The sequence below is a fragment of the Microbacterium sp. MMO-20 genome (assembly GCF_037147735.1).
Classification (GTDB): Bacteria; Actinomycetota; Actinomycetes; order Actinomycetales; family Microbacteriaceae; genus Microbacterium.
Genome location: NZ_JBBCUU010000002.1, coordinates 356,746 through 377,892, shown reverse-complemented (window position 1 = coordinate 377,892; position 21,147 = coordinate 356,746). Strand labels below are relative to the sequence as shown.

General features: G+C 69.5%; 18 protein-coding genes. 9 read left to right on the top strand and 9 right to left on the bottom strand.

Features of this window, described 5'->3' with window-relative positions:
* Positions 1 to 11: 11 nt before the first annotated feature.
* The 3 genes from infB to nusA all read right to left on the bottom strand — a co-directional run bounded on the left by infB (position 12) and on the right by nusA (position 4,115).
* Positions 12 to 2,756, bottom strand: a complete 2,745-nt coding sequence (gene infB, locus WFI52_RS05375; protein ID WP_336625755.1) for a translation initiation factor IF-2 — start codon at positions 2,754 to 2,756, stop codon at positions 12 to 14.
* Between the two features lie 91 nt (positions 2,757 to 2,847).
* Positions 2,848 to 3,081, bottom strand: coding sequence for a YlxR family protein (locus WFI52_RS05370; RefSeq protein ID WP_442927697.1), 234 nt, complete (start codon positions 3,079 to 3,081; stop codon positions 2,848 to 2,850).
* 44 nt (positions 3,082 to 3,125) lie between these two features.
* Entirely contained in the window at positions 3,126 to 4,115 is a 990-nt protein-coding gene (gene nusA / locus WFI52_RS05365; RefSeq protein WP_336625757.1) for a transcription termination factor NusA, read from the bottom strand.
* Between the two features lie 136 nt (positions 4,116 to 4,251).
* Between nusA and WFI52_RS05360 the strand changes: the two genes are divergently transcribed.
* Both WFI52_RS05360 and WFI52_RS05355 read left to right on the top strand, forming a co-directional pair.
* Complete coding sequence (locus WFI52_RS05360; protein ID WP_336625758.1) at positions 4,252 to 4,869, top strand: acetate uptake transporter family protein; 618 nt, start codon at positions 4,252 to 4,254, stop codon at positions 4,867 to 4,869.
* Positions 4,869 to 5,687, top strand: coding sequence for a DUF1206 domain-containing protein (locus tag WFI52_RS05355; RefSeq protein WP_336626080.1), 819 nt, complete (start codon positions 4,869 to 4,871; stop codon positions 5,685 to 5,687). Before WFI52_RS05360 ends, WFI52_RS05355 begins: the two co-directional genes overlap by 1 nt.
* Positions 5,688 to 5,704: 17 nt before the next feature.
* Here the strand turns inward: WFI52_RS05355 and WFI52_RS05350 are convergent, their stop codons facing one another.
* The gene (locus WFI52_RS05350; protein ID WP_336625759.1) at positions 5,705 to 6,787 is read right to left on the bottom strand and encodes a TIGR00730 family Rossman fold protein; all 1,083 of its coding nucleotides are present in this window, start codon (positions 6,785 to 6,787) and stop codon (positions 5,705 to 5,707) included.
* 100 nt (positions 6,788 to 6,887) lie between these two features.
* Between WFI52_RS05350 and WFI52_RS05345 the strand changes: the two genes are divergently transcribed.
* Entirely contained in the window at positions 6,888 to 7,391 is a 504-nt protein-coding gene (locus tag WFI52_RS05345; protein ID WP_336625760.1) for a pyridoxamine 5'-phosphate oxidase family protein, read from the top strand.
* Positions 7,392 to 7,426: 35 nt separating this feature from the next.
* On the opposite strand, the gene WFI52_RS05340 is transcribed toward WFI52_RS05345, so the two are convergent.
* The 3 genes from WFI52_RS05340 to WFI52_RS05330 are packed head-to-tail and all read right to left on the bottom strand — an operon-like array spanning position 7,427 to position 10,725.
* A complete protein-coding gene (locus WFI52_RS05340) occupies positions 7,427 to 7,840 on the bottom strand; it encodes a DUF1622 domain-containing protein (protein WP_336625761.1) in 414 nt (137 codons plus the stop codon).
* A gap of 60 nt (positions 7,841 to 7,900) precedes the next feature.
* Positions 7,901 to 9,667, bottom strand: coding sequence for a proline--tRNA ligase (locus WFI52_RS05335; RefSeq protein WP_336625762.1), 1,767 nt, complete (start codon positions 9,665 to 9,667; stop codon positions 7,901 to 7,903).
* A gap of 11 nt (positions 9,668 to 9,678) precedes the next feature.
* Positions 9,679 to 10,725 carry a hypothetical protein gene (locus WFI52_RS05330; protein ID WP_336625763.1) on the bottom strand — a complete coding sequence of 349 codons (1,047 nt, stop codon included), beginning with the start codon at positions 10,723 to 10,725 and terminating at the stop codon, positions 9,679 to 9,681.
* Between the two features lie 84 nt (positions 10,726 to 10,809).
* Between WFI52_RS05330 and WFI52_RS05325 the strand changes: the two genes are divergently transcribed.
* From WFI52_RS05325 to WFI52_RS05310, 4 genes are all read left to right on the top strand, one after another.
* Entirely contained in the window at positions 10,810 to 12,291 is a 1,482-nt protein-coding gene (locus tag WFI52_RS05325; RefSeq protein ID WP_336625764.1) for an RNB domain-containing ribonuclease, read from the top strand.
* Between the two features lie 111 nt (positions 12,292 to 12,402).
* Positions 12,403 to 13,995 carry an isocitrate lyase gene (locus tag WFI52_RS05320; RefSeq protein WP_336625765.1) on the top strand — a complete coding sequence of 531 codons (1,593 nt, stop codon included), beginning with the start codon at positions 12,403 to 12,405 and terminating at the stop codon, positions 13,993 to 13,995.
* A 99-nt stretch (positions 13,996 to 14,094) separates the two neighbouring features.
* Positions 14,095 to 14,781 carry a GntR family transcriptional regulator gene (locus WFI52_RS05315; RefSeq protein ID WP_336625766.1) on the top strand — a complete coding sequence of 229 codons (687 nt, stop codon included), beginning with the start codon at positions 14,095 to 14,097 and terminating at the stop codon, positions 14,779 to 14,781.
* Positions 14,778 to 15,806, top strand: coding sequence for a 1-aminocyclopropane-1-carboxylate deaminase (locus WFI52_RS05310; RefSeq protein ID WP_336625767.1), 1,029 nt, complete (start codon positions 14,778 to 14,780; stop codon positions 15,804 to 15,806). Before WFI52_RS05315 ends, WFI52_RS05310 begins: the two co-directional genes overlap by 4 nt.
* Before the next feature lie 33 nt (positions 15,807 to 15,839).
* On the opposite strand, the gene ispG is transcribed toward WFI52_RS05310, so the two are convergent.
* Positions 15,840 to 16,991 carry a flavodoxin-dependent (E)-4-hydroxy-3-methylbut-2-enyl-diphosphate synthase gene (gene ispG, locus WFI52_RS05305; protein WP_336625768.1) on the bottom strand — a complete coding sequence of 384 codons (1,152 nt, stop codon included), beginning with the start codon at positions 16,989 to 16,991 and terminating at the stop codon, positions 15,840 to 15,842.
* A 225-nt stretch (positions 16,992 to 17,216) separates the two neighbouring features.
* On the opposite strand from ispG, the gene WFI52_RS05300 reads away from it, so the two are divergent.
* Complete coding sequence (locus WFI52_RS05300) at positions 17,217 to 19,127, top strand: anthranilate synthase family protein (RefSeq protein ID WP_336625769.1); 1,911 nt, start codon at positions 17,217 to 17,219, stop codon at positions 19,125 to 19,127.
* Between the two features lie 16 nt (positions 19,128 to 19,143).
* On the opposite strand, the gene WFI52_RS05295 is transcribed toward WFI52_RS05300, so the two are convergent.
* Entirely contained in the window at positions 19,144 to 20,454 is a 1,311-nt protein-coding gene (locus tag WFI52_RS05295; protein ID WP_336625770.1) for a M50 family metallopeptidase, read from the bottom strand.
* 51 nt (positions 20,455 to 20,505) lie between these two features.
* On the opposite strand from WFI52_RS05295, the gene WFI52_RS05290 reads away from it, so the two are divergent.
* Complete coding sequence (locus WFI52_RS05290) at positions 20,506 to 21,120, top strand: hypothetical protein (protein WP_336625771.1); 615 nt, start codon at positions 20,506 to 20,508, stop codon at positions 21,118 to 21,120.
* Positions 21,121 to 21,147 lie beyond the last annotated feature (27 nt).

The following is a 21,147-nucleotide window of genomic DNA, read 5'->3' as shown; positions in this document are numbered from 1 at the left end:
TCGTGATGCGATCAGCCGCGGGGCTTCTCCACCATCTCGGTCGTCTCGATCTCATCGCCGACCTGGATGTCGTTGTACTTGCCGAGTCCGATACCGGCCTCGAAGTCCGTGCGGACCTCGGTGACGTCATCCTTGAAGCGACGCAGCGACTCGATGGCGAGACCATCGGCGATGACGACGCCGTCGCGGATGACGCGCGCCTTGGCGTTGCGCGTGATCGTGCCCGAGCGGACGATGACACCGGCGATGTTGCCGAACTTCGAGGAGCGGAACACCTCTCGGATCTCGGCGACACCCGACTGCTTCTCTTCGAACTCCGGCTTGAGCAGGCCCTTGAGCGACTGCTCGACGTCGTCGATCGCGTTGTAGATGACCGAGTAGAACCGCACGTCCACGCCCTCGCGGGAGGCGCGCTCGCGCGCCTTCGTGTCGGGCCGGACGTTGAAGCCGATCACGATCGCGTTGTCGATCGTGGCCAGGTTGATGTCCGACTCGGTGATCGCACCGACGCCGCGGTGGATGATCCGTAGCTGCACCGAATCGTCGACCTCGATCTTGAGGAGCGACTCCTCGAGCGCCTCGACGGCACCGGAGACGTCACCCTTGATGATGAGGTTGAGCGACTCCACCTTGCCCTCTTCGAGCGCCCGGGTGAAGTCCTCGAGCGAAATGCGCTTGCGAGCCTTCGCCAGCTGGGCGTTGCGCGCGGCGGCTTCACGCTTCTCGGCGATCTGACGAGCCATGCGGTCCTCGTCGGTGACGATGAAGGTGTCGCCGGCGCGCGGGACCGAGTTCAGACCCTGCACCTGGACCGGACGCGAGGGGTAAGCCTCCTCGACAGCGTCGCCGTTCTCGTCGATCATCGCGCGGACGCGGCCGTAGGCCGTTCCCGCGACGATCGCATCGCCGACGCGCAGCGTTCCGGACTGGATGAGCACCGTCGCCACCGAACCGCGGCCCTTGTCGAGCTTCGCTTCGATCGCGACACCGCGCGCCGCCTTGTTCGGGTTGGCCGTGAGGTCCAGGCCCGCGTCAGCGGTGAGGAGGACGGCGTCGAGGAGGTCCTGGATGCCGGTGCCTGCACGCGCCGAGACGTCGACGAACATGACGTCGCCGCCGTACTCCTCGGCGACGAGGCCGTACTCGGTGAGCTGCTGGCGCACCTTGGCCGGGTTGGCGTCGGGCTTGTCCACCTTGTTGACCGCGACCACGATCGGCACGTTCGCGGCCTGGGCGTGGTTGAGCGCCTCCACCGTCTGCGGCATGATGCCGTCGTCGGCGGCGACAACGAGGATCGCGATGTCGGTCACCTGCGCGCCTCGGGCACGCATCGCGGTGAACGCCTCGTGACCGGGGGTGTCGATGAACGTGATGGCGCGCTCGATGCCCTCGTGCTCGGTCCACACCTGGTAGGCACCGATGTGCTGGGTGATGCCACCGGCCTCACCCGCGACCACGTTCGTCTGACGGATCGCGTCGAGAAGGCGCGTCTTACCGTGGTCGACGTGACCCATGACGGTGACGACCGGCGGACGGATCTCGAGGTCGTCCTCGCTCTCCTCCTCCAGCTCCTTCTCGAGGTCGAGACCGAAGCCCTCGAGGAGCTCCTTGTCTTCGTCCTCGGGCGAGACCATCTGGATCTTGTAGCCGAGCTCCTCGCCCAGGACCTCGAAGGTCGCCTCGTCGAGCGACTCGGTGGCCGTGGCCATCTCGCCCAGGTTGAAGAGGATCGTCACGAGCGTGCCGGGCTGCACGGTGTAGCCGCGGATCGCCTCGAGCTTGTCCGCGAAGTCGGCGATCGACGCACCGCGACGAAGGCGGATGATCTCGCCGTTGCCCTTCGAGACGTTGACGCCGCCGACGACCGGGGCATCCCTCATCTCGAATTCTTGCCGCTTCGCCCGACGCGACTTGCGCTGCTTGCTCTTGCCGCCGCCCTTGCCGAACGCACCCGCGGTGCCACCACCGGGACCACGACCGCGCCCCCCGCCGCCGCCGGGCCGACCGGCGAACCCGCCGGGAGCTCCGCCGGGCGCACCGGGACGCTGGAAGCCGCCCGCGCCGCCGGGACGACCGGGGCCGCCGGGACGCTGCTGAAAGGGCGCGCCGGGACGGCCGGCACCACCGGGACGACCCGCACCGCCGGGACGCGGGGCTCCGGGGCGCGGAGCACCCGGACGCGGCGCCTGCGGACGCGGGATGTTGCCGGGAGTCGGACGCTGGCCCATGCCCTGCGCCGACGCGAACGGGTTGTTGCCCGGGCGCGGACCGGCCGGACGCTGGCCCATGCCCTGGCTCGAGGCGAACGGGTTGTTGCCGGGACGGGGAGCGCCACCGGGGCGCGGCGCCGACGGGGCCGCCGGGCCGGGTGTGGGCGCAGGCGCACCGCCGCCGGGCGTGGCCGGCGCCTCGGACGTCGCGGGAGCAGCAGGGGTCGCCGTGGCCTCGGCCGCCGCGGGGGCGGCCGGAGTCGCAGGACCCGGCACCGGGGCTGCGGGCTTCGCGGGTCCGGGACGGGCGCCCGTCGTCGGGCGTGCCGACGACGCGGGAGTTGCGGGGGATGCCGGCGCGGGCGCGGCCGCGCTCTTACCGGCGCCGTCCGCCTCGAGGGCGGTCCGGAGCTTTCGCGCCACCGGGGGCGCGATCGTCGATGAGGGGCTCTTGACGTACTCGCCGAGCTCCTTCAGCTTCGCGAGGGCGACTTTCGAGTCGACGCCGAGCTCGGAAGCGATCTCGTGCACACGTGGGTTTGCCACATTTCTCCTGTCTGGGGTCCACCCGGACAGGGTGGACCGCTACTTGCGGACGGGTCTCATTTCGAGCCGTTCACTTTGCGTCCATAGCCGTTCAGCCTTTTCGCTGGTGGTTGTGAGGAAGGGTCTGCGCATCCCAGGCCGTCGTGTCGAGGGCTCCGGTCACGCGCAGTGCTCGTCCGAAGGCCCGGCGACGTAGGGCAGCCGCCACGCACGCGTCCGTGTCATGCACCCACGCGCCCCGACCCGGAAGGACGGCCTTCTCGTCTGCGACGAGCACACCGTCCCGCTGGACGACCCGCAGCAAGGCGGATCGCGGGGCACGCACGCGGCATCCCACGCACGTTCGAACAGCTTCCATCCTACCCCCGGTCAGGCGTCCTCGAGAATCGAGTCGGGCTGGATGTCGATCTTCGCGCCCGTGAGCTTAGCGGCGAGGCGGGCGTTCTGGCCCTCCTTGCCGATCGCGAGAGACAACTGGTAATCGGGCACGAGCGCACGCACGGCCTTCGTATTCGCGTCGAGCACGTAGCTGGAGGTCACCTTCGCGGGCGACAGCGCGTTCGCGACGAACTTCGCGAGTTCCGGATCGAAGTCGACGATGTCGATCTTCTCGCCACCGAGCTCTTCGGTCACCGCGCGCACGCGACGCCCCATCTCGCCGATGCATGCGCCCTTCGCGTTGATCGCGGGATCCTTGGCGATCACGGCGATCTTCGTGCGGTGTCCCGCTTCGCGGGCGAGGGAGGTGATCTCCACGAGTCCCGAAGCGATCTCGGGAACCTCGAGCGCGAAGAGCTTGCGGACGAGTCCGGGGTGCGTGCGCGAGACGGTGATCTGCGGGCCTTTGAGTCCCTTCGACACCGACGTCACGTACACGCGCAGTCGCGCGCCGTGCGGGTACTCCTCCCCCGCCACCTGCTCCTCGGGAGGCAGGATCGCCTCGACGGTGCCGAGGTCGACGTGCACCATGCGGGGGTTCGGTCCCTGCTGGATGACGCCGGCGACGATGTCGCCCTCCTTGCCGCGGAACTCGCCGAGCACCTGGTCGTCGGCGATGTCGCGCAGACGCTGGCTGATGACCTGCTTTGCGGCGAACGCGGCGATCCGTCCGAAGTCCTCGGGGGTCGACTCCTCCTCGCCGATGACCGCTCCGGTCTCATCGGTGAGCGGGATGAACACCGCCACGTGACCGGTCTTGCGGTCGAGCTCCGCGCGGGCGCCGTCGGGCAGCTCACCGTCTGGCGAGGTGTGCTTGGCGTAGGCGGTGAGGATCGCCTGCTCGATGATCCGCACGAGCTCATCGAAGGGGATCTCCCTCTCGCGCTCGACCGTCCGCAGCAGTCCCAGATCGATGTCCACAGGTTCCTCCCCTATTCAGCTCTCACCGCGGCGCTCGCGCACGCAGCATCCTTCGAGGATACCGGATGGCCCGGAAAGGGACGCCGCACGGCCCCACCGGTGGTGCGACCCCCTCTGCCCCCGCGATACTGAGGCGATGGACACGCAGCACGTCGCCCGGCCGCGCCCGCGGACGGCCGACCCCGGACTCATCGGACTCCTCGGCTTCGTCATCGCGACCCTCACGGCACAGCTCGCGCACCTGGGCGTGCAGGACGAGAGCGCGGTGTTCTGGGTCGGTGCCGCGTTCGGCGGGATCGTCCAGGTGACCGCGGGCATGCTGTCCTACTTCATCGGCGATGACTTCCATTTCCTCGTCTACAACGCCTTCGGGTGGTACTGGATCTGCATGCCCGGGTTCCTGCTGGGCGGCCAGCTGGGCTTTTTCGAGGTCTCGGGGCCGGCGAAGCCGTTGTTCATGCTCATCTTCTCGCTGCTCGCCTTCGGCTTCGCCGTCGCCGGCGCGACACACAACTCCGTGCTGCCCTCGACGCTCCTGTGCGTCGGCGTGGGATTGGGGCTCGAAGCGATCGGCGCCTTCGCCGGCCTGCCGGCGTTCGGGATCGTCGGCGCCTGGTTCCTCGTCGGCGCCTCGGCGCTGGCGACATACATGCTCATCGAGAAGTTCTTTTGGCGCACGATGGCTCGCCGGGTCGTTCCTCTCGGTCGCCCTTGGATCCGCACGGTGGACGGCAATGAGGATCCCGAGTCGTGATGATGACGGATGCCGCGCGGCAAGCGGCGCGCGACGTGCAGGCGAGTCCGTTGGTGCGCGCGCTCGCGCGCGGAGGGTACGCCGCGAGCGGGGTCGTCCACGTGCTGATCGGCCTTCTCGTGCTTTCGCTCGCGTTCGGCGGATCGGGTGAGGCCGACCAGTCCGGTGCCCTGAGGGCGATCGCGGGCGCACCGCTCGGCCTTCTCGCCCTCTGGGTCATCGCGGTCGTCCTCGGAGCCCTCGCCCTGTACCACCTCGTCGAGGGAGTTGTGCTGAGGAGCGGGCCCGGCGCGAAGGGGAGCGCGAAGGCGTGGGGGCGACGGTTGTCGGAACTGGGCCAAGGGGTGATCTTCGGCGCCCTGGGAGCGGTCGCAGCGTCGGCGGCACTCGGCGCGCACCTGAACGGGAACGAAACCGCCAAGGCGGCGAGCCGCGGCGTCCTGTCGTTGCCGGGTGGACCGGTTCTCCTCGGCGCCGTGGGCCTCGGCGTGGCGGGCGGCGGGGTCGCGTTCGGGGTGATGGGCATGCTGCGATCCTTCGAGAAGAAGAAGACGATCCCCCGCGACGGTCTCGGACCGTTCGTGAAAGGTCTCGGTGTGGTGGGCTACCTGGCAAAGGGAGTGGCCCTGACGATCGTGGGGGTGCTGCTCGTGATCGCCGCGGTGACCGCCGACCCGTCGCAGGCGGGTGGCCTGGATGCCGCCTTCGATGCCTTGCACGCCGTCACCCTGGGGCCCGTGATCGTCGCCGCCGTCGGCGTGGGGTTCGTCGCGTACGGAGTGTTCCTCTTCTTCCGCGCGCGCTACGCACGTCTCTGACGCGCGTCGGCCACCGATCAGGCGGACGGCGCCGAGACGGGCGCCGTCTGCGCCGATGCCAGCGCGTTCAGGGCTCGGATGAGGCGGTGCAGCCCACCCACACGGAATTGATTCATCTGCAGCATGATCCGCGGGAGGTCGAGTCGGTCGCCGTCGCGGCGCTCGGCGGGGAGGGGCGCGGTCGTCGTGATGCGCCCGGAGCCGTCGTCGCCGGGGAGGACGAGGTCGCCGAAGCGCTCGTTGAGCTCGGCGATCTCGGACGCGGTCGGCTCGTGCCGCAGACGCAGCACGAGCCTCCCCTTGACCCAGCGGAGCGAGTCGTAGTTCCGGTAGAACCCCGTGATCTCGGCGACGGCGGCATCCACCGAGTCGGTCACGAGCACGCGATCGAGGTCGTCCGGCGAGATCACGCCGGTCGGGATGAGCTGCTCGGTCGCGAAGCGTATCAAGCCGGCCCAGAAGGTGCCGCCAGGGCGGTCCAGGAGCACGATCGGCGTCGGATCGGCTTTTCCCGTCTGCTGCAGGGTGAGCAGCTCGAACATCTCGTCGAGCGTTCCGAACCCGCCGGGCACGCAGATGAACGCGCGAGACTCCTTCACGAGCATAAGTTTCCGTGTGAAGAAGTACTTCATCGCGACCGAACGCGAGTTCTTCGCGATGACCGCGTTCGGCTTCTCCTCGAAGGGCAGCCGGATGCTCACGCCGAGCGAGTGCTCCGGCCCGGCGCCCTCCGCCGCTGCCTGCATGATGCCGGGGCCGGCGCCGGTCACGACCATCCAGCCGCGTTCGGCGAGCGCCCGGGCCGCCGCCGACGCCGCACGGTACAACTCGTCGTCGGGTCGTGTGCGAGCGGATCCGAAGATCGTGACCTTCGGCACGCCCCGGTACGGTGCGAACAGTCCGAAGGCCGCGCGCATCTCGCTGAGCGCCGCGGAGGTGATCTTGAGGTCGAGCCGGTCGGTGTCGTCGAGGCCGAGGCCCACACCGGTCGCGAGGATGCGCGCGACCAGATCACGGTCGGTCTCGATACCGGCATCCTCGAGGATGCGACGCAGGTCAGCGGTGACGTCGGAAGGGACCGGGGTGGAGCTCGGGGTCATACGCCCACCCTGTCACGCTCGGGTGAACAGCGCGTGCACGCGCGGATCGCCGCTTGTCAATCCCGTGCCCGCGACGGTCCTGGGCTGAGAGTGTCGACGCATGACCGAGATCACCGGACCCGAAGCCCTCGCCCGTGTCAAGGAACTCGTCGAGGACATCGACTTCACGATGCTCACGACCGAGGACGACGACGGGCACCTCGTGAGCCGTCCGATGTCGACGAGGGAGATGGATGCCGCGGGCGACATCTGGTTCTTCACATCGGAGGACACGGAGAAGGTCGACGAGGCCCGCACGCATCGCGATGTGGGACTGTCGTACTGCGACGCGAAGGGCATGCGCTACGTCTCGGTGGCCGGGACGGCCTCGATCGTCCACGACAAGGGGAAGATGGCCGAGCTCTACTCCCCCTCGCTGGATGTCTGGTTCGAGGACGGGCTCGAGACGCCCGGGATCGTCCTGCTCAAGGTGACGCCGAAGGTGACCGAGTTCTGGGAGCCGTCCAAGGGCAAGATCGCGATGGCTGCGGGCATGCTGAAGGCGCTCGTGTCGAAGGACACGCCCGACGACGACATCATGAATCACGACAAGATCAGCTGCTGAAGTCGGCGCCCACCCGCACGACGAGGGATTCGACCTCAGCGCGCGTCGCGGGACGCCGCGCGGTCGCGCGCGATCTGCTCTCCGAGCACCTGACCGCCGCTCGTCAGGAGCGCCCGCCGCCACGGCAGGACCCCGTCGATCTCGATCTGGATCGACATCGACAGTACCGTCCGTATCAGCACGATGAGGCCGAGGATCACGGCATCTTCGAGCGACGGTTTGGAGGTGATCGTTCGGATGAGATCGGCCGCGACGAGCACCTCGAGCCCCAGCAGGATCGCCGCGCCGAGCGTGGTGCGGAGCGTCTGGAAGGCCGCCTGCCCGCCATCGCCGCGCCGCAGCGATCGGACGCCGAGGACGACGGCGACAACGAACCCGACGCACATCGCGAACGCGCCGATCACCTCGAACACGACAGCGACGGTCGTGAACACCGGCTCGATGTGCATGCCCCCAGCCTAGGCCCGCGGGCGCGTTGCGAGCCGGACGGAACAGCGGGCATTCCGGCGTCAGCGCGCGCGGAGCCGCTCCACGACCTCGGATGCCGGCACGACCTCGCGCTCGCCCGAGCGGCGATCCCAGAGTTCGACCTCGCCGTCGGCAGCGCCGCGACCGACGATCACGATCTGCGGCACGCCCACGAGCTCGGCGTCGCCGAACTTCACGCCGGGCGACACCTTCGGACGGTCGTCGTACAGCACGTCGAAGCCGGCAGCATCCAGCTCGTCCGACAGCGACGCCGACAGCGCGAACGCGGCCTCGTCACGGCCCGTCGCCACGACCTGCACATCGAACGGGGCGACCGATGCCGGCCAGATGAGGCCCTTCTCGTCGTTGTTGAGCTCCGCGATGATCGCGAGGATCCGCGTCACACCGATTCCGTACGACCCCATCGTGACCGTGACGAGCTTGCCGTTCTCATCGAGCACCTTGAGCCCGAGGGCCTCGGCGTACTTGCGTCCGAGCTGGAAGACGTGGCCGATCTCCATGCCGCGCGCGAGGGTCACGGGGCCCGAGCCGTCGGGCGCCGGGTCGCCCTCGCGGACGGTCGCGATCTCGACGACCCCGTCGCCGAAGAAGTCGCGCCCGGCGACGAGCGAGTGCACGTGCTTCTGGTCGATGTTGGCGCCGGTGATCCACGCGGTGCCGTCCACGACGCGCGGGTCGAGAAGATAGCGGATGCCGGTCGCCGACTCCTCCCCGAGGATCGCGCCCTCCGGGGACCACGGTCCGATGTACCCCTTGACGAGCAGCGGGTTCTTCTCGAAGTCGTCGGCGGTGGCGGGCTGGACGTCGGCGGGAGCGAACGCGACCTCAGCGCGCTTGTCATCGACGTCGCGATCGCCAGGGATGCCGACGATCACGAGCTCGCGCGTCCCGTCGAGATGCGTCAGCGCCAGGACGACGTTCTTCAGAGTGTCGGCGGCCGTGTACTCCCCCGCCGACGTGTCGAGCACGGCGTTCGTGTGCGTCACGAGCGTCGCGATCGTGGGGGTGTTCGGGGAATCGAAGATCACGGGCTGCACCGCGTCGTCGAAGGGCACCGCGTCGGGGACGGGAGTCGAGTACGCCTCGACGTTCGCGGCATACCCGCCCGCCGAACGCACGAAGGTGTCCTCGCCGACGGGGGTCGGGTGCAGGAACTCCTCCGACTTCGAGCCGCCCATCGCCCCGGCGTCTGCCTGGACGATGACGTATTCGAGACCGAGACGCTGGAAGATGCGCTCGTAGGCATCGCGCTGCGCTTGGTACGAAGCATCGAGCCCCGCGTCGGAGGCGTCGAAGGAGTACGCGTCCTTCATCGTGAATTCGCGGCCGCGCAGAAGCCCCGCGCGGGGACGAGCCTCGTCGCGGTACTTGTCCTGGATCTGGTAAAGCGTGACCGGCAGGTCCTTGTACGAGGAGTACAGGTCCTTCACGAGGAGCGTGAAAGCCTCTTCGTGCGTGGGGGCGAGCAGGTAGTCGCCGGTCTTGCGGTCTTGGAGGCGGAACAGCAGATCGCCGTACTCCTCCCAGCGCCCCGTGGCCTCGTATGCCTCCCGCGGCATCAGCGCGGGGAAGTGAACCTCCTGCGCACCGGCGGCGGCCATCTCCTCACGCACGACCTTCTCGATCCGCGCCTTGACGCGCAGGCCCAGCGGCAGCCACGCGAAGATCCCCGCCGCCTGCGGCCGGATGTACCCGGCGCGGATCAGCAGCTTGTGGCTCGCGACCTCGGCCTGAGCCGGGTCTTCGCGGAGCGTGCGGAGGAAGAAGTTCGACAGACGGGTGACCACGAGGGTCAAGCTTAGCCGCGCGCCGCGGCGTCCTTTCCGGCGATGACGGACAGGACGCCCAGTGCGGTGTCGACGACGCTCACCCCCGCGAGGCGCTGGCCCTGCAGGTGAAGGATGTTCACGCCGTCGGAGAGATACACCTCGCCCTTCGACGTCACCCGCGCCGGGTGACCGCCGACCGTGGCGTCGACCGAGTCGGGGATGCTCGCGGCGAGGGTCTTCCACGCCCAGGCGCCGTTCGGCACGGCAATGACGCTGAAGTCGGAGCCGCGGTCGCCGTCCTGCGTCGGCGTGCGTGCCCAGTCGCACCGCGCGATCGTCGACGACGCGATCGAAAGCCGGGTGTCGACCGAGGATGCCGCGGGCGGAGCGAGCGCCGTGCGCGCCTCGTCCGATCCGAGCAGCGACGTCACGCCGATCGTCTCGGCGATCGCGGTGCAGTCGAGCGGATTGCTCCAGGTCGTCGGACGCGACTTGGCGGGCTGCCCCTCGGTCGCCGATTGTGCGACGGCGGTGGCGATGGCGGTCAGCTCGGCGAGCGCGGACGGGTCGTCGACAGAGGTCGGGAAGGATGCCGCGGCGAGCACTGTCTGCCCCGCTCCCGGAGCCGACGCGTGGCACTCCATGGACCCCGTGCCGCGATCGCACGCCGCGCTCCCTGCGAGGGTCGCGACGTCGCCCACGACGGTCGCGGCGGGCAGGACGTAGACATCCACCGCCAGGCGCGGCGTGAGCAGCGAGCACGCCAGGCCCCCCGCCGTGTCGATCCCGATGTGCCACATCTCGTCGAGCGTCGTGGCGCGCTGGATCTCACCCGCGGCCGCTGTGACGGCCGGAGCGGCCCCGAGCGCCGCGCAGCCGCCGGCGACGGGAGACGTGGGCGTGAGCGGCGCAGGCGTTCCGGACGGCGACGGGGTGGGCGAGGCCGTGGGAGTGGCCGACGGCGACGCGGGATCTGCCTCTGCGGCGCCTGTGCACCCGGCGAGAATGCCGGTGAGGAGGATCAGCGAGGCCAGTGCCACCGGGACGGACGCGGACTTCGACCTCGTAACGCTCACCGCAGAATGCTAACGGGCCGAATCTGTGCCCGCGATGTGCGCGGACAGCGACGGGCCGTGGCGGGTGCGACCTACACTGACCCCGTGTCGCACCGTCGCCCTCGCATCGTTCCTACGCCGGCGCGCGGCGCACTCGCCGCCTCGCTCATCGAGCTGCGGAGATCACTCGATCTTCCCGACGCCTACCCCGCGGACGCGCAGGCCGAAGCGGACGCCGCCGCGCGTGACATCCCCGTCGATCCGGGCGCCGCTGCGCTCCCCGATCTGCGCGACATCGACTTCCTCACGATCGACCCGGCCGGTTCCACCGACCTCGATCAGGCGCTGCATCTCGAACGCACCGCGACGGGTGCCGTCCTGCATTACGCGATCGCCGACGTGCCCGCGTACGTCTCGCCGGGCGGACCGTTGGATGCCGAGACGCGGCGTCGCGGTCAGACGATGTATGCCCCCGACACGCGAATTCCCCTGCATCCGCCGGTTCTCAGTGAGGGTGCGGCATCGCTTCTGCCCGGTGTCGACCGGCGTGCATTCGTCTGGCGGTTCGAGCTCGACGATGGCGCACGGCCCACGCGGGTGACAGTGACGCGGGCGATCGTGCGCTCGCGCGCACAGTGGTCATACGACGACGCGCAGCGCGCGATCGAGGCCGGCGACGCGCCGGGGAGTCTCCTCGCCATGCCATGGTTCGGCGCCGAGCGCGCGTCGCGAGAACGCGAACGCGGCGGGGCGAGTCTCAACATCCCCGAGGCCCGAATCCTGGCGGTCAGCACTGCCGAGGGTGACGGCTACACGATCGAGCGCAGCTACGGCGTTCCGCTGGAGGACTGGAACGCGCACGTGTCACTTCTCACCGGCATGGCCGCGGCCGACATCATGATCGCCGGCGGCGTGGGGATCCTCCGCACGATGCCGCCCGCCGACCCCGATGACGTCGCCGCCTTCCGCGCGCAGACGGTCGCCCTCGGCATCCCGTGGCACGCGGACGTCGCCTACGGCGACTATCTGCGCGGTCTCGACCGCTCCCCCGCGGCGCGGGCCGTCAAGGAGTACGCCGCCGGTCTGTTCCGCGGCGCCGGCTACGTCGCGTTCGACGGCGAGGTGCCCGTCGAACGCGCGCAGGCGGCGATCGGCGCCCCGTACGCGCATGCGACGGCGCCGCTCCGGCGCCTCGTCGACCGCTGGGCGCTCATCGTCTGCGAAGCGCTCGCGAACGGTCGGGAGGTGCCGGACTGGGCGCGCTCGTCGCTGCCGGAGCTTCCCGCCCTCATGTCCCGCTCGTCCCAGAAGGCCGCGCAGCTGGATGCCGGCGCGCTCGATCGCGTCGAAGCGGCCCTGCTGCGGGGCCGCGAGGGCGAGGTCTTCACCGGTGTGGTGCTCGCCCAGCGCGGAGACGGTGCGCGCGTGCAGATCGCCGATCCGCCGGTGGAGGCGAAGGTGCCCGGTGCGGATGCCGCGCCGGGGAGCACCGTGCGGCTTCGGCTGGTCGCGGCATCCATCGCCGACGGCACCGTCGCTTTCGCGCCAATCGCGGCAGAGTCTTCCTCAGAACAGAAAGTTCACTGAACTTCACACGCCGGATCGTCGGAAGAGCATCGGTTCTTGGCGCACAGTGGTGTCAACGCCCACCGCTTCACCGCAGACGCGAGAGCGGACGACCACGACGAAGGACAGACAATGACTGCCTACACCGACGCCATCGAGGCGATCACGGCTCTGAAGGAACAGAACGGACCGGCCTGGGACGCCATCAACCCCGAGTACGTCGCCCGCATGCGCCTCCAGAACCGGTTCAAGACGGGCCTCGAGATCGCTCAGTACACCGCCGACATCATGCGTCGCGACATGGCCGAGTACGACGCCGACTCGTCGGTCTACACGCAGTCGCTCGGCGTATGGCACGGCTTCATCGGGCAGCAGAAGCTGATCTCGATCAAGAAGCACTTGAAGTCGACGAACAAACGCTACCTGTACCTCTCCGGCTGGATGGTCGCGGCCCTGCGGAGCGAGTTCGGCCCGCTCCCCGACCAGTCGATGCACGAGAAGACAGCGGTTCCGGCCCTCATCGCCGAGCTGTACACCTTCCTCCGCCAGGCCGACACGCGCGAGCTCGACCTGCTCTTCACGAAGCTCGATGACGCGCGCGCCGCGGGCGATGAGACCGCCGTGGAGTTCATCCAGTCGCAGATCGACAACCACGAGACCCACGTCGTTCCGATCATCGCCGACATCGACGCCGGCTTCGGCAACCCCGAGGCGACCTACCTGCTCGCCAAGAAGATGATCGAGGCGGGCGCGTGCGCCATCCAGATCGAGAATCAGGTCTCGGACGAGAAGCAGTGCGGCCACCAGGACGGCAAGGTCACCGTGCCGCACGAGGACTTCCTCGCGAAGATCAACGCCGTGCGGTACGCCTTTCTCGAGCTCGGCATCGACAACGGCGTGATCGTCGCCCGCACCGACTCGCTGGGTGCCGGCCTCACGCAGAAGATCGCCGTCTCGCAGACGCCGGGCGACCTCGGCGACCAGTACAACGCCTTCCTCGACGTCGAGGAGATCTCGGCCGACGCGCTGAGCGACGGCGACGTCGTGATCCGCCGCGAGGGCAAGCTCCTGCGACCCAAGCGCCTAGCGTCGAACCTCTACCAGTTCCGCTCCGGTACGGGCGAGGCCCGCTGCGTGCTCGACTGCATCACGTCGCTGCAGAACGGCGCCGACCTCCTCTGGATCGAGACCGAGAAGCCGCACGTCGCGCAGATCGCCGCGATGGTCGACGAGATCCGCAAGGTGATCCCGAACGCGAAGCTCGTCTACAACAACAGCCCGTCGTTCAACTGGACGCTGAACTTCCGCCAGCAGGCGTACGACGCCCTCGTGGAGCAGGGCGCGGACGTCTCCGCCTACGACCGCGCAGACCTCATGAACGTGTCGTACGACGACACCGAGCTCGCCCGCCTCGCCGACGAGAAGATCCGCTCGTTCCAGAAGGACGGCTCGGCCCGTGCGGGCATCTTCCACCACCTCATCACCCTGCCGACCTATCACACGGCCGCCCTGTCGACGGACGACCTGGCGAAGGGCTACTTCGGCGACGAGGGCATGCTGGCTTACGTCAAGGGCGTGCAGCGCCGCGAGATCCGCGAGGGGATTGCGACCGTGAAGCACCAGAACATGGCCGGCAGCGACATCGGCGACAACCACAAGGAGTACTTCGCCGGGGATGCCGCCCTGAAGGCCGGCGGCGCGCACAACACGATGAACCAGTTCTGACGCGCACCCCGCGCCTTACACATCACAGAAGGGCCCCGCTGCGGCGGGGCCCTTCTCGTTGTTCAGCCAACCGGATAAGCGTGCGATATATTGCATACTGTGCCCCTGCCTCCAAACCCGCTCCCGCGCAATCTGCTGCGCGAGGACGTCCACGCGCAGCTGAAGAACGCCATCGTCGACGGCACCCTTGCCCCCGGCGAGCAGCTTCGCGACGGAGACCTCGCCGCGCGCCTCGGCGTCAGCCGCACGCCCGTTCGCGAGGCGCTGCTCGAACTCGCGCGGGCAGGACTCGTCCGCGCCGTCCCCGGCCGCTCCACGGTCGTCGCACCGATCGACCCGGCAGCCGTCCGCGACGCGCAGGCCGTGGTGGCCGCAATGCACGCCCTTGCCGTCCGGCTGGCGGTACCGCACCTGACGGCATCCGATCTCGACGAGATGCGCGCTGCGAACGCGGACTTCGCCGCCGCACAGCGGCGCGGCGACCTCGACGGAGCGATGGATGCCGACGCCCGCTTCCACGCGGTACCCGTCGCGCGATCGGGCAACACCGCGGCAGCCGGTGTGCTGGCGCAGTACGAACCGGTTCTTCAGCGCGCGGAGAGGCTGCGCTTCGCCTCGCACGAAGGCGCCGCATCGGCCGAGCGGCATGAGCGTCTCATCGACCTGTGCGCCGACGGCGACACCGAAGGCGCCGCCGCGCTGGCTGCCGAGATCTGGCAGACCCTGCCGTCCGCGAGCCCCACCCCCGCACCCCCCTCCGCCCTCTCCGAACAGGACCTTCCATGAAACTGCACGAGTTCGCCCGCTACCCGCTGACGTTCGGCCCGAGCCCGCTGCAGCGGCTCGACCGCCTCTCCGACCACCTCGGCGGAGCGCGCATCTGGGCCAAGCGCGAAGACGTCAACAGCGGTCTCGCCTTCGGGGGCAACAAGGTGCGAAAGCTCGAGTACATCGTCCCGGACGTCCTCGCATCGGGCGCCGACACGATCGTCTCGATCGGCGGATACCAGTCCAACCACACGCGCCAGGTCGCCGCCGTCGCCGCCCACCTCGGCCTCAAGGCCCGCCTCGTGCAGGAGAAGTGGGTGCCGTGGGATGACCCCACGAATGACAAGGTCGGCAACATCCTGCTCTCGCGCATGATGGGCGCCGACTCGCGCCTCGACGACGCCGGATTCGACATCGGCATCCGCGACTCGTGGAAGCAGGCTCTGGAAGAGGTCGAAGCGGCGGGCGGTACCCCGTACCCGATCCCGGCCGGGGCGAGCGAGCACCGCCTCGGCGGACTCGGCTTCGCGAACTGGGCGTTCGAGCTGGCCGAGCAGGAGAAGCAACTGGGCGTCTTCTTCGACACGATCGTCGTGTGCACCGTCACGGGATCGACCCATGCCGGCATGATCGCCGGTTTCGCGGCGCTCGAGGAGCTCACCGGCATCAAGCGTCGGGTCCTCGGAATCGACGCGTCGGCCACTCTCGAGAAGACCCGAGACCAGGTGGCCCGCATCGCCCGGCACACGTCCGAGCTCATCGAGCTCGGACGCGATCTGCGCGACGACGAGATCCAGGTGCTCGAGGGCTGGGCGGGCGAGCTCTACGGCATCCCGGTGGACTCGACGATGGAGGCGATGGCGCTCGGCGCTCAGCTGGAGGCGATGATCACCGACCCCGTGTACGAAGGCAAGTCGCTCGCGGGACTCATCGATCTCGTGCGCTCCGGCGACATCTCGAAAGATTCCACAGTCCTCTACGCGCACCTCGGCGGGCAGCCCGCGATCAACGCGTACCACTCCCTGTGGGACCCGTCGGCGTGATCGCGCGGAGTAGGGTCCGCCTCGGAGGCCGCGTCAGGCCGTGACGACCTGCGCGGTGCCGAGCGGCGCGTCGGGGCCCATCTCGGCGGCGAGGCGGTTTGCCTCTTCGATGAGCGTCGCGACGATCTCGGCCTCGGGCACGGTCTTGATGACCTCGCCCTTCACGAAGATCTGACCTTTGCCGTTGCCGGATGCCACGCCGAGGTCTGCCTCGCGGGCTTCACCGGGGCCGTTCACGACGCACCCCATGACGGCGACGCGCAGCGGCACGGTCATGTCCTTGAGGCCCTCGGTCACGTTGTCGGCGAGCGTGTAGACATCGACCTGCGCGCGCCCGCACGACGGGCACGAGACGATCTCGAGCTTGCGCTCGCGCAGGTTCAGCGACTGCAGGATCTGGTGCCCGACCTTGACCTCTTCGGCGGGCGGCGCGGAGAGCGAGACGCGGATCGTGTCGCCGATGCCCTCCGACAGCAGGATGCCGAACGCGGTCGCGCTCTTGATCGTGCCCTGGAAGGCCGGCCCCGCCTCGGTGACTCCGAGGTGGAGCGGCCAGTCGCCGCGTTCGGCGAGGAGGCGATACGCCTTCACCATGACGACGGGGTCGTTGTGCTTGACCGAGATCTTGAAGTCGTGGAAGTCGTGCTCCTCGAAGAGGGAGGCCTCCCAGACGGCGCTCTCGACGAGCGCCTCCGGCGTCGCCTTGCCGTACTTCTCGAGCAGGCGCTTGTCGAGGGATCCGGCGTTCACACCGATGCGGAGGGACACGCCGGCATCCTTCGCCGCCTTCGCGATGGCGCCGACGTTGCCGTCGAACTCGCGGATGTTGCCGGGGTTCACGCGCACGGCGCCGCACCCGGCGTCGATCGCCTGATAGATGTACTTCGGCTGGAAGTGGATGTCGGCGATGACCGGGATCTGGCTCTTCTTCGCGATGATGTGGAGCACATCGGCGTCTTCGGGCCGGGGCACGGCGACGCGGACGATCTCGCAGCCAGACGCCGTGAGCTCGGCGATCTGCTGCAGCGTCGCGTTGATGTTGTGCGTGGGTGTCGTCGTCATCGACTGGACGCTCACGGGCGAGTCGCTGCCGACTCCGACCGAACCGACCTTGATCTGACGGGTCTTGCGGCGGGGGGCGAGGACTTCCGGCACGCGGGGCATCCCGAGGTTCACTGCTGGCACGAGATCAGCCTACGCCGCACCGGGGGCGCGAAGGCTGAGGATGCCGCGGGGAAGGTGGGGGCTCCACGGTTCTGATATCGTGACGGCATGTTCGCGAGCACCTCCTGGTGGCCCACCCGCTGAGGCGGTGTGCTCGCAACCCTGACACAGACCGCCCCGCACTCTACCGGGCGGTCTTCTCGTTTCGCGATGAGGCAGCCCGCCTGAACGACAGAAAGGCCCGGCATGCCCGACGCCCTCGACGACGCGATCTCCTCCGGTCGCCCCTTCGCCCTCCTGGCCCGTGACGGCGAGACCGTCGAGGTTCTGACCGGAGATGTCACCGACGTCGCCCTCCTCGCCGACATCCCACTGCACGACGCGAGCGGTAACCCGCGCGAAGTCCTCGCCCTCGTGCCGTACCGCCAGATCGTCGAGCGCGGCTTCGCCTGCCACGATGACGAGGCTCCGCTGCGCTGCCTCGTGATCGACACGCACGAGCGCCTCGCGCGGGATGCCGCGATCGCGGCACTCCCGGACGCTCCGATCCCGCTCGACGATGCCGAGTTCGACATCACCGATGCCGACTACGCCGACATCGTGCGGACCGTCATCGCCGACGAGATCGGCCGTGGCGAGGGCGCGAACTTCGTGATCCGGCGCGACTACACGGCATCCGTCGATGGTGACGCGCTGACCGCGGGGCTCACGTGGTTCCGCGCTCTCCTCGAGCATGAACGCGGCGCCTACTGGACCTTCCTCGTCTCGACGCCGGGCCACCTCACGGTCGGCGCGAGCCCCGAGGCGCACGTGAGCGCGCAGGCAGGGGTCGTCACGATGAACCCCATCTCGGGCACCTTCCGCCACCCCGCCGGCGGCGCGACGGCCGCGAGCCTCACCGAGTTCCTCTCGTCGACGAAGGAGACCGAGGAGCTCTTCATGGTCGTCGACGAGGAGCTCAAGATGATGAGCGCCGTCTGCAGCGACGGCGGCCGGATCACCGGGCCGCACCTCAAAGAGATGTCTCGCCTCACGCACACCGAGTACATGTTGCGCGGCCACAGCATGATGGACCCTCGCGACATCCTGCGTGAGACGATGTTCGCGCCCACGGTCACCGGGTCGCCGATGCAGAACGCCTGCACCGTCATCCGACGGCACGAGAAGACGCCGCGCGGCTATTACTCCGGCGTCGCGGCACTGTTCACCCCCGCTGCGGGCGATACGCACGACCTCGATGCACCGATCCTCATCCGCACGGCATACCTCGAGGACGGTCGCCTGCGCGTGCCGGTCGGCGCGACGCTGGTGCGGCACTCCGACCCCGACGGCGAAGTGGGCGAGACCCACGGCAAGGCGGCGGGCGTCCTTGGCGCGATCGGGGCGATCGCCCGTGACGAGGCTGCCGAGCGGGCGGCGCTCGACGAGGATGCGCCGGCGCTCCCGAAGGCGTCGCTCGCCGACGATCCCGCAGTGGCGACCCTGCTGGCTGCTCGAAACGAACGGCTCGCGCCGTTCTGGCTCAACCCGCAGAACACGCGCGCTGACGATGACGTCGCCCTCGCGCCGGGCGCCGGGCGCACGGCGCTCGTGGTGGACGCCGAGGACCGCTTCACCACGATGCTCGCGCATCAGCTGCGCCACCTCGGTTTCGCGGTCGAGATCGCCCCGTGGGACGTCGTGCAGGATGCCGCGATCGACGCCGCCGACGTCGTCGTGGCGGGCCCCGGGCCCGGCGATCCCCGCGACGATGCGAACCCGCGCATCGCACGCATGCGAGACGTCGTCGCGCGTCGGCTGACGTCCGGCCGACCACTGCTGGCGGTGTGCCTCAGCCACCAGATCCTCGCGGACGCGCTCGGCGTCGCGCTCGCGCCTCTCGCCTCACCCCACCAGGGTCTGCAGAAGAGCGTCGACGTGTTCGGGCAGCCCGCCTCGATCGGGTTCTACAACACGTTCACGGCGCGCGTGTCGCCCGGGACGACACAGCTCGGCGACACCGAGATCGCCGCCGACCCGGCATCCGGCGACGTCTATGCACTGCGCGGACCCGCCTACGCCTCGGTGCAGGGGCACCTCGAGTCGATCCTGTCCCGCGACGGACTGGAGACGCTCGAGCGTCTCATCCTGCACGCGTTCGCGCCGACCGCATCCTGACGGGAGCCGGAGCGGCTCAGCCCAGCAGCTGCACCGGATTGACGATGTCGGCGAGGATCAGCACGCCGCCCATCACGGCGAGCGCGATCACGACGACGAAGGTCACGGGCACGAGCCCCGTCGCGTCGACGGGCCGCGGCGGCGGGCGTCGGAAGAGTTTCGCCCATGCTCGCTTGAGACCGTCCCACAGCGCGACGACGACGTGACCGCCGTCGAGGGGCAGCAGCGGGATCAGGTTGAAGACGAACAGCGCGATGTTCAGCGCCCCGAGGATGCCGAGAAGGCTCGACACCCGGTTGAGTATCGGTGTGTCGGTCGCGGCGACCTCCCCCGCGAGCCGCCCGGCGCCGACGACCGACAGCGGGCTGTTCGGGTCGCGCTGCTGACCGGTGACGAGGTCGACCGCGGTGTCCCAGACGCGGACGGGAAGCTGCCAGATGATCCCGAACACCTGACCGGTCTGCGCGAGCGCGGCCTGTGGCCCGTCCCAGATGGGCTGCGGAACGTACTCGACGGTCGCCGTCATTCCGACGAACCCGACCTCTGCGGTCGTGACCGTGCCGTCCTCTGCCTGCACCTGGCGTTCCGCGAGCATCGGAGTCACCTGCAGCGTCTGGCGCTCCCCCGCGCGTTCGACGACGACGGAGAGGGTCCGGTTCGGCGAGGCCTGAATGATGGCGGATGCCTCGGCGAACGTCGATACCGCGGTGCCGTCGACGGACACGATCTGGTCACCGGGAAGGATCCCCGCCGCCGCCGCCGGCGAGCGCGGATCGTCCGCGCCGCACGTCGTCTGGGTGGAACCGGCGGGCAGCACGCACTCGTTGACCGAGGCGATCGTCGTCGTCGCGGTCTGTAGGCCGATTCCGCTGAAGACGATGCCGAAGAGCACGATCGCGAGCACGAAGTTCATGATCGGCCCGCCGAGCATGATGACGATGCGTTTGTAGACCGGCAGGGCGGAGAAGGTCCCGTCGTCGCTCCCGCCCAGGGTCTCGTCGTTCGCGGCGCGCGCATCCTGGACCATCGCGGAGAAGAAACGTCCGGGCGTGCGTTCCCTCGCCGTCGCCGCGTCCCCGGCGTCGGGAGAGCGCGGATACATGCCTGCCATCGAGATGTAGCCGCCGAGCGGGAGCGCCTTGATCCCGTACTCCGTTTCGCCGATACGGCGCGACCACAGCGTGGGCCCGAACCCGATCATGTATTTCCCGACACGGACGCCGAAGAGCTTTGCCGGGACGAGGTGCCCGATCTCGTGCAGACCGATGGAGACCGCGAGGCCGACGACCAGCAGCAGGACCCCGATGATGAAGGCGATGACGGTCACAGCAAGCGACGTTACCGCGGGCCGCTTTGCGTTTGCCGTTAGGCTCCTCGTGTGGCACACGGCGGATCGGGCAGAGGACTGCGGGCACTCCGCGGTTCCGCCGCCGCCGCGATCGCCGTCCTCATCGCCTCCACCGCGCACACTCTCTCCGGCGGCGACGCGCCCCCGTTCTGGCTCACCTTCGCGGTGACGATCCTCGCGGCGCCCGTGTGCGTCGCACTGGTCGGTTCCCACACCCGTCGCACGCACGCCCTTCCTCGTCTGGGTCTCGCCGTCGCCGTGGCACAGCTGGCGCTCCACACCGCTTTCGCCGCCGTCGGCGGCCAGGGCCCCGCGGGCGCGCGTGCGGGGCACCACCACGCGATCGACCTGAGTGCTCTCGTCACCGGCGGGGAGCCGGGCGCCACCGTGACCGCCACGATGCTCGCCGGCCACGTCGTCGCCGCCCTCTTCACCTTCGTCGCCCTCGCGTGGGGCGAGCGTCTCGCGGCGGTCATCGCTCGCGGCGTCCGCCGGTTGCTCAGCCGCACCGCCCCAACGCACCGCGCCCGTTCGGCCACGGTGCCCCCGACCGGGCACCGCGCGCCGCACCTGACCTCTCGCCTCGTGCACTGCGCACGCCGGCGCGGCCCGCCGCTGCGCCACGCGCTCCCTCGCATCGCTTGACCGGACTCTCCGGCGGCGGTGCTTCCA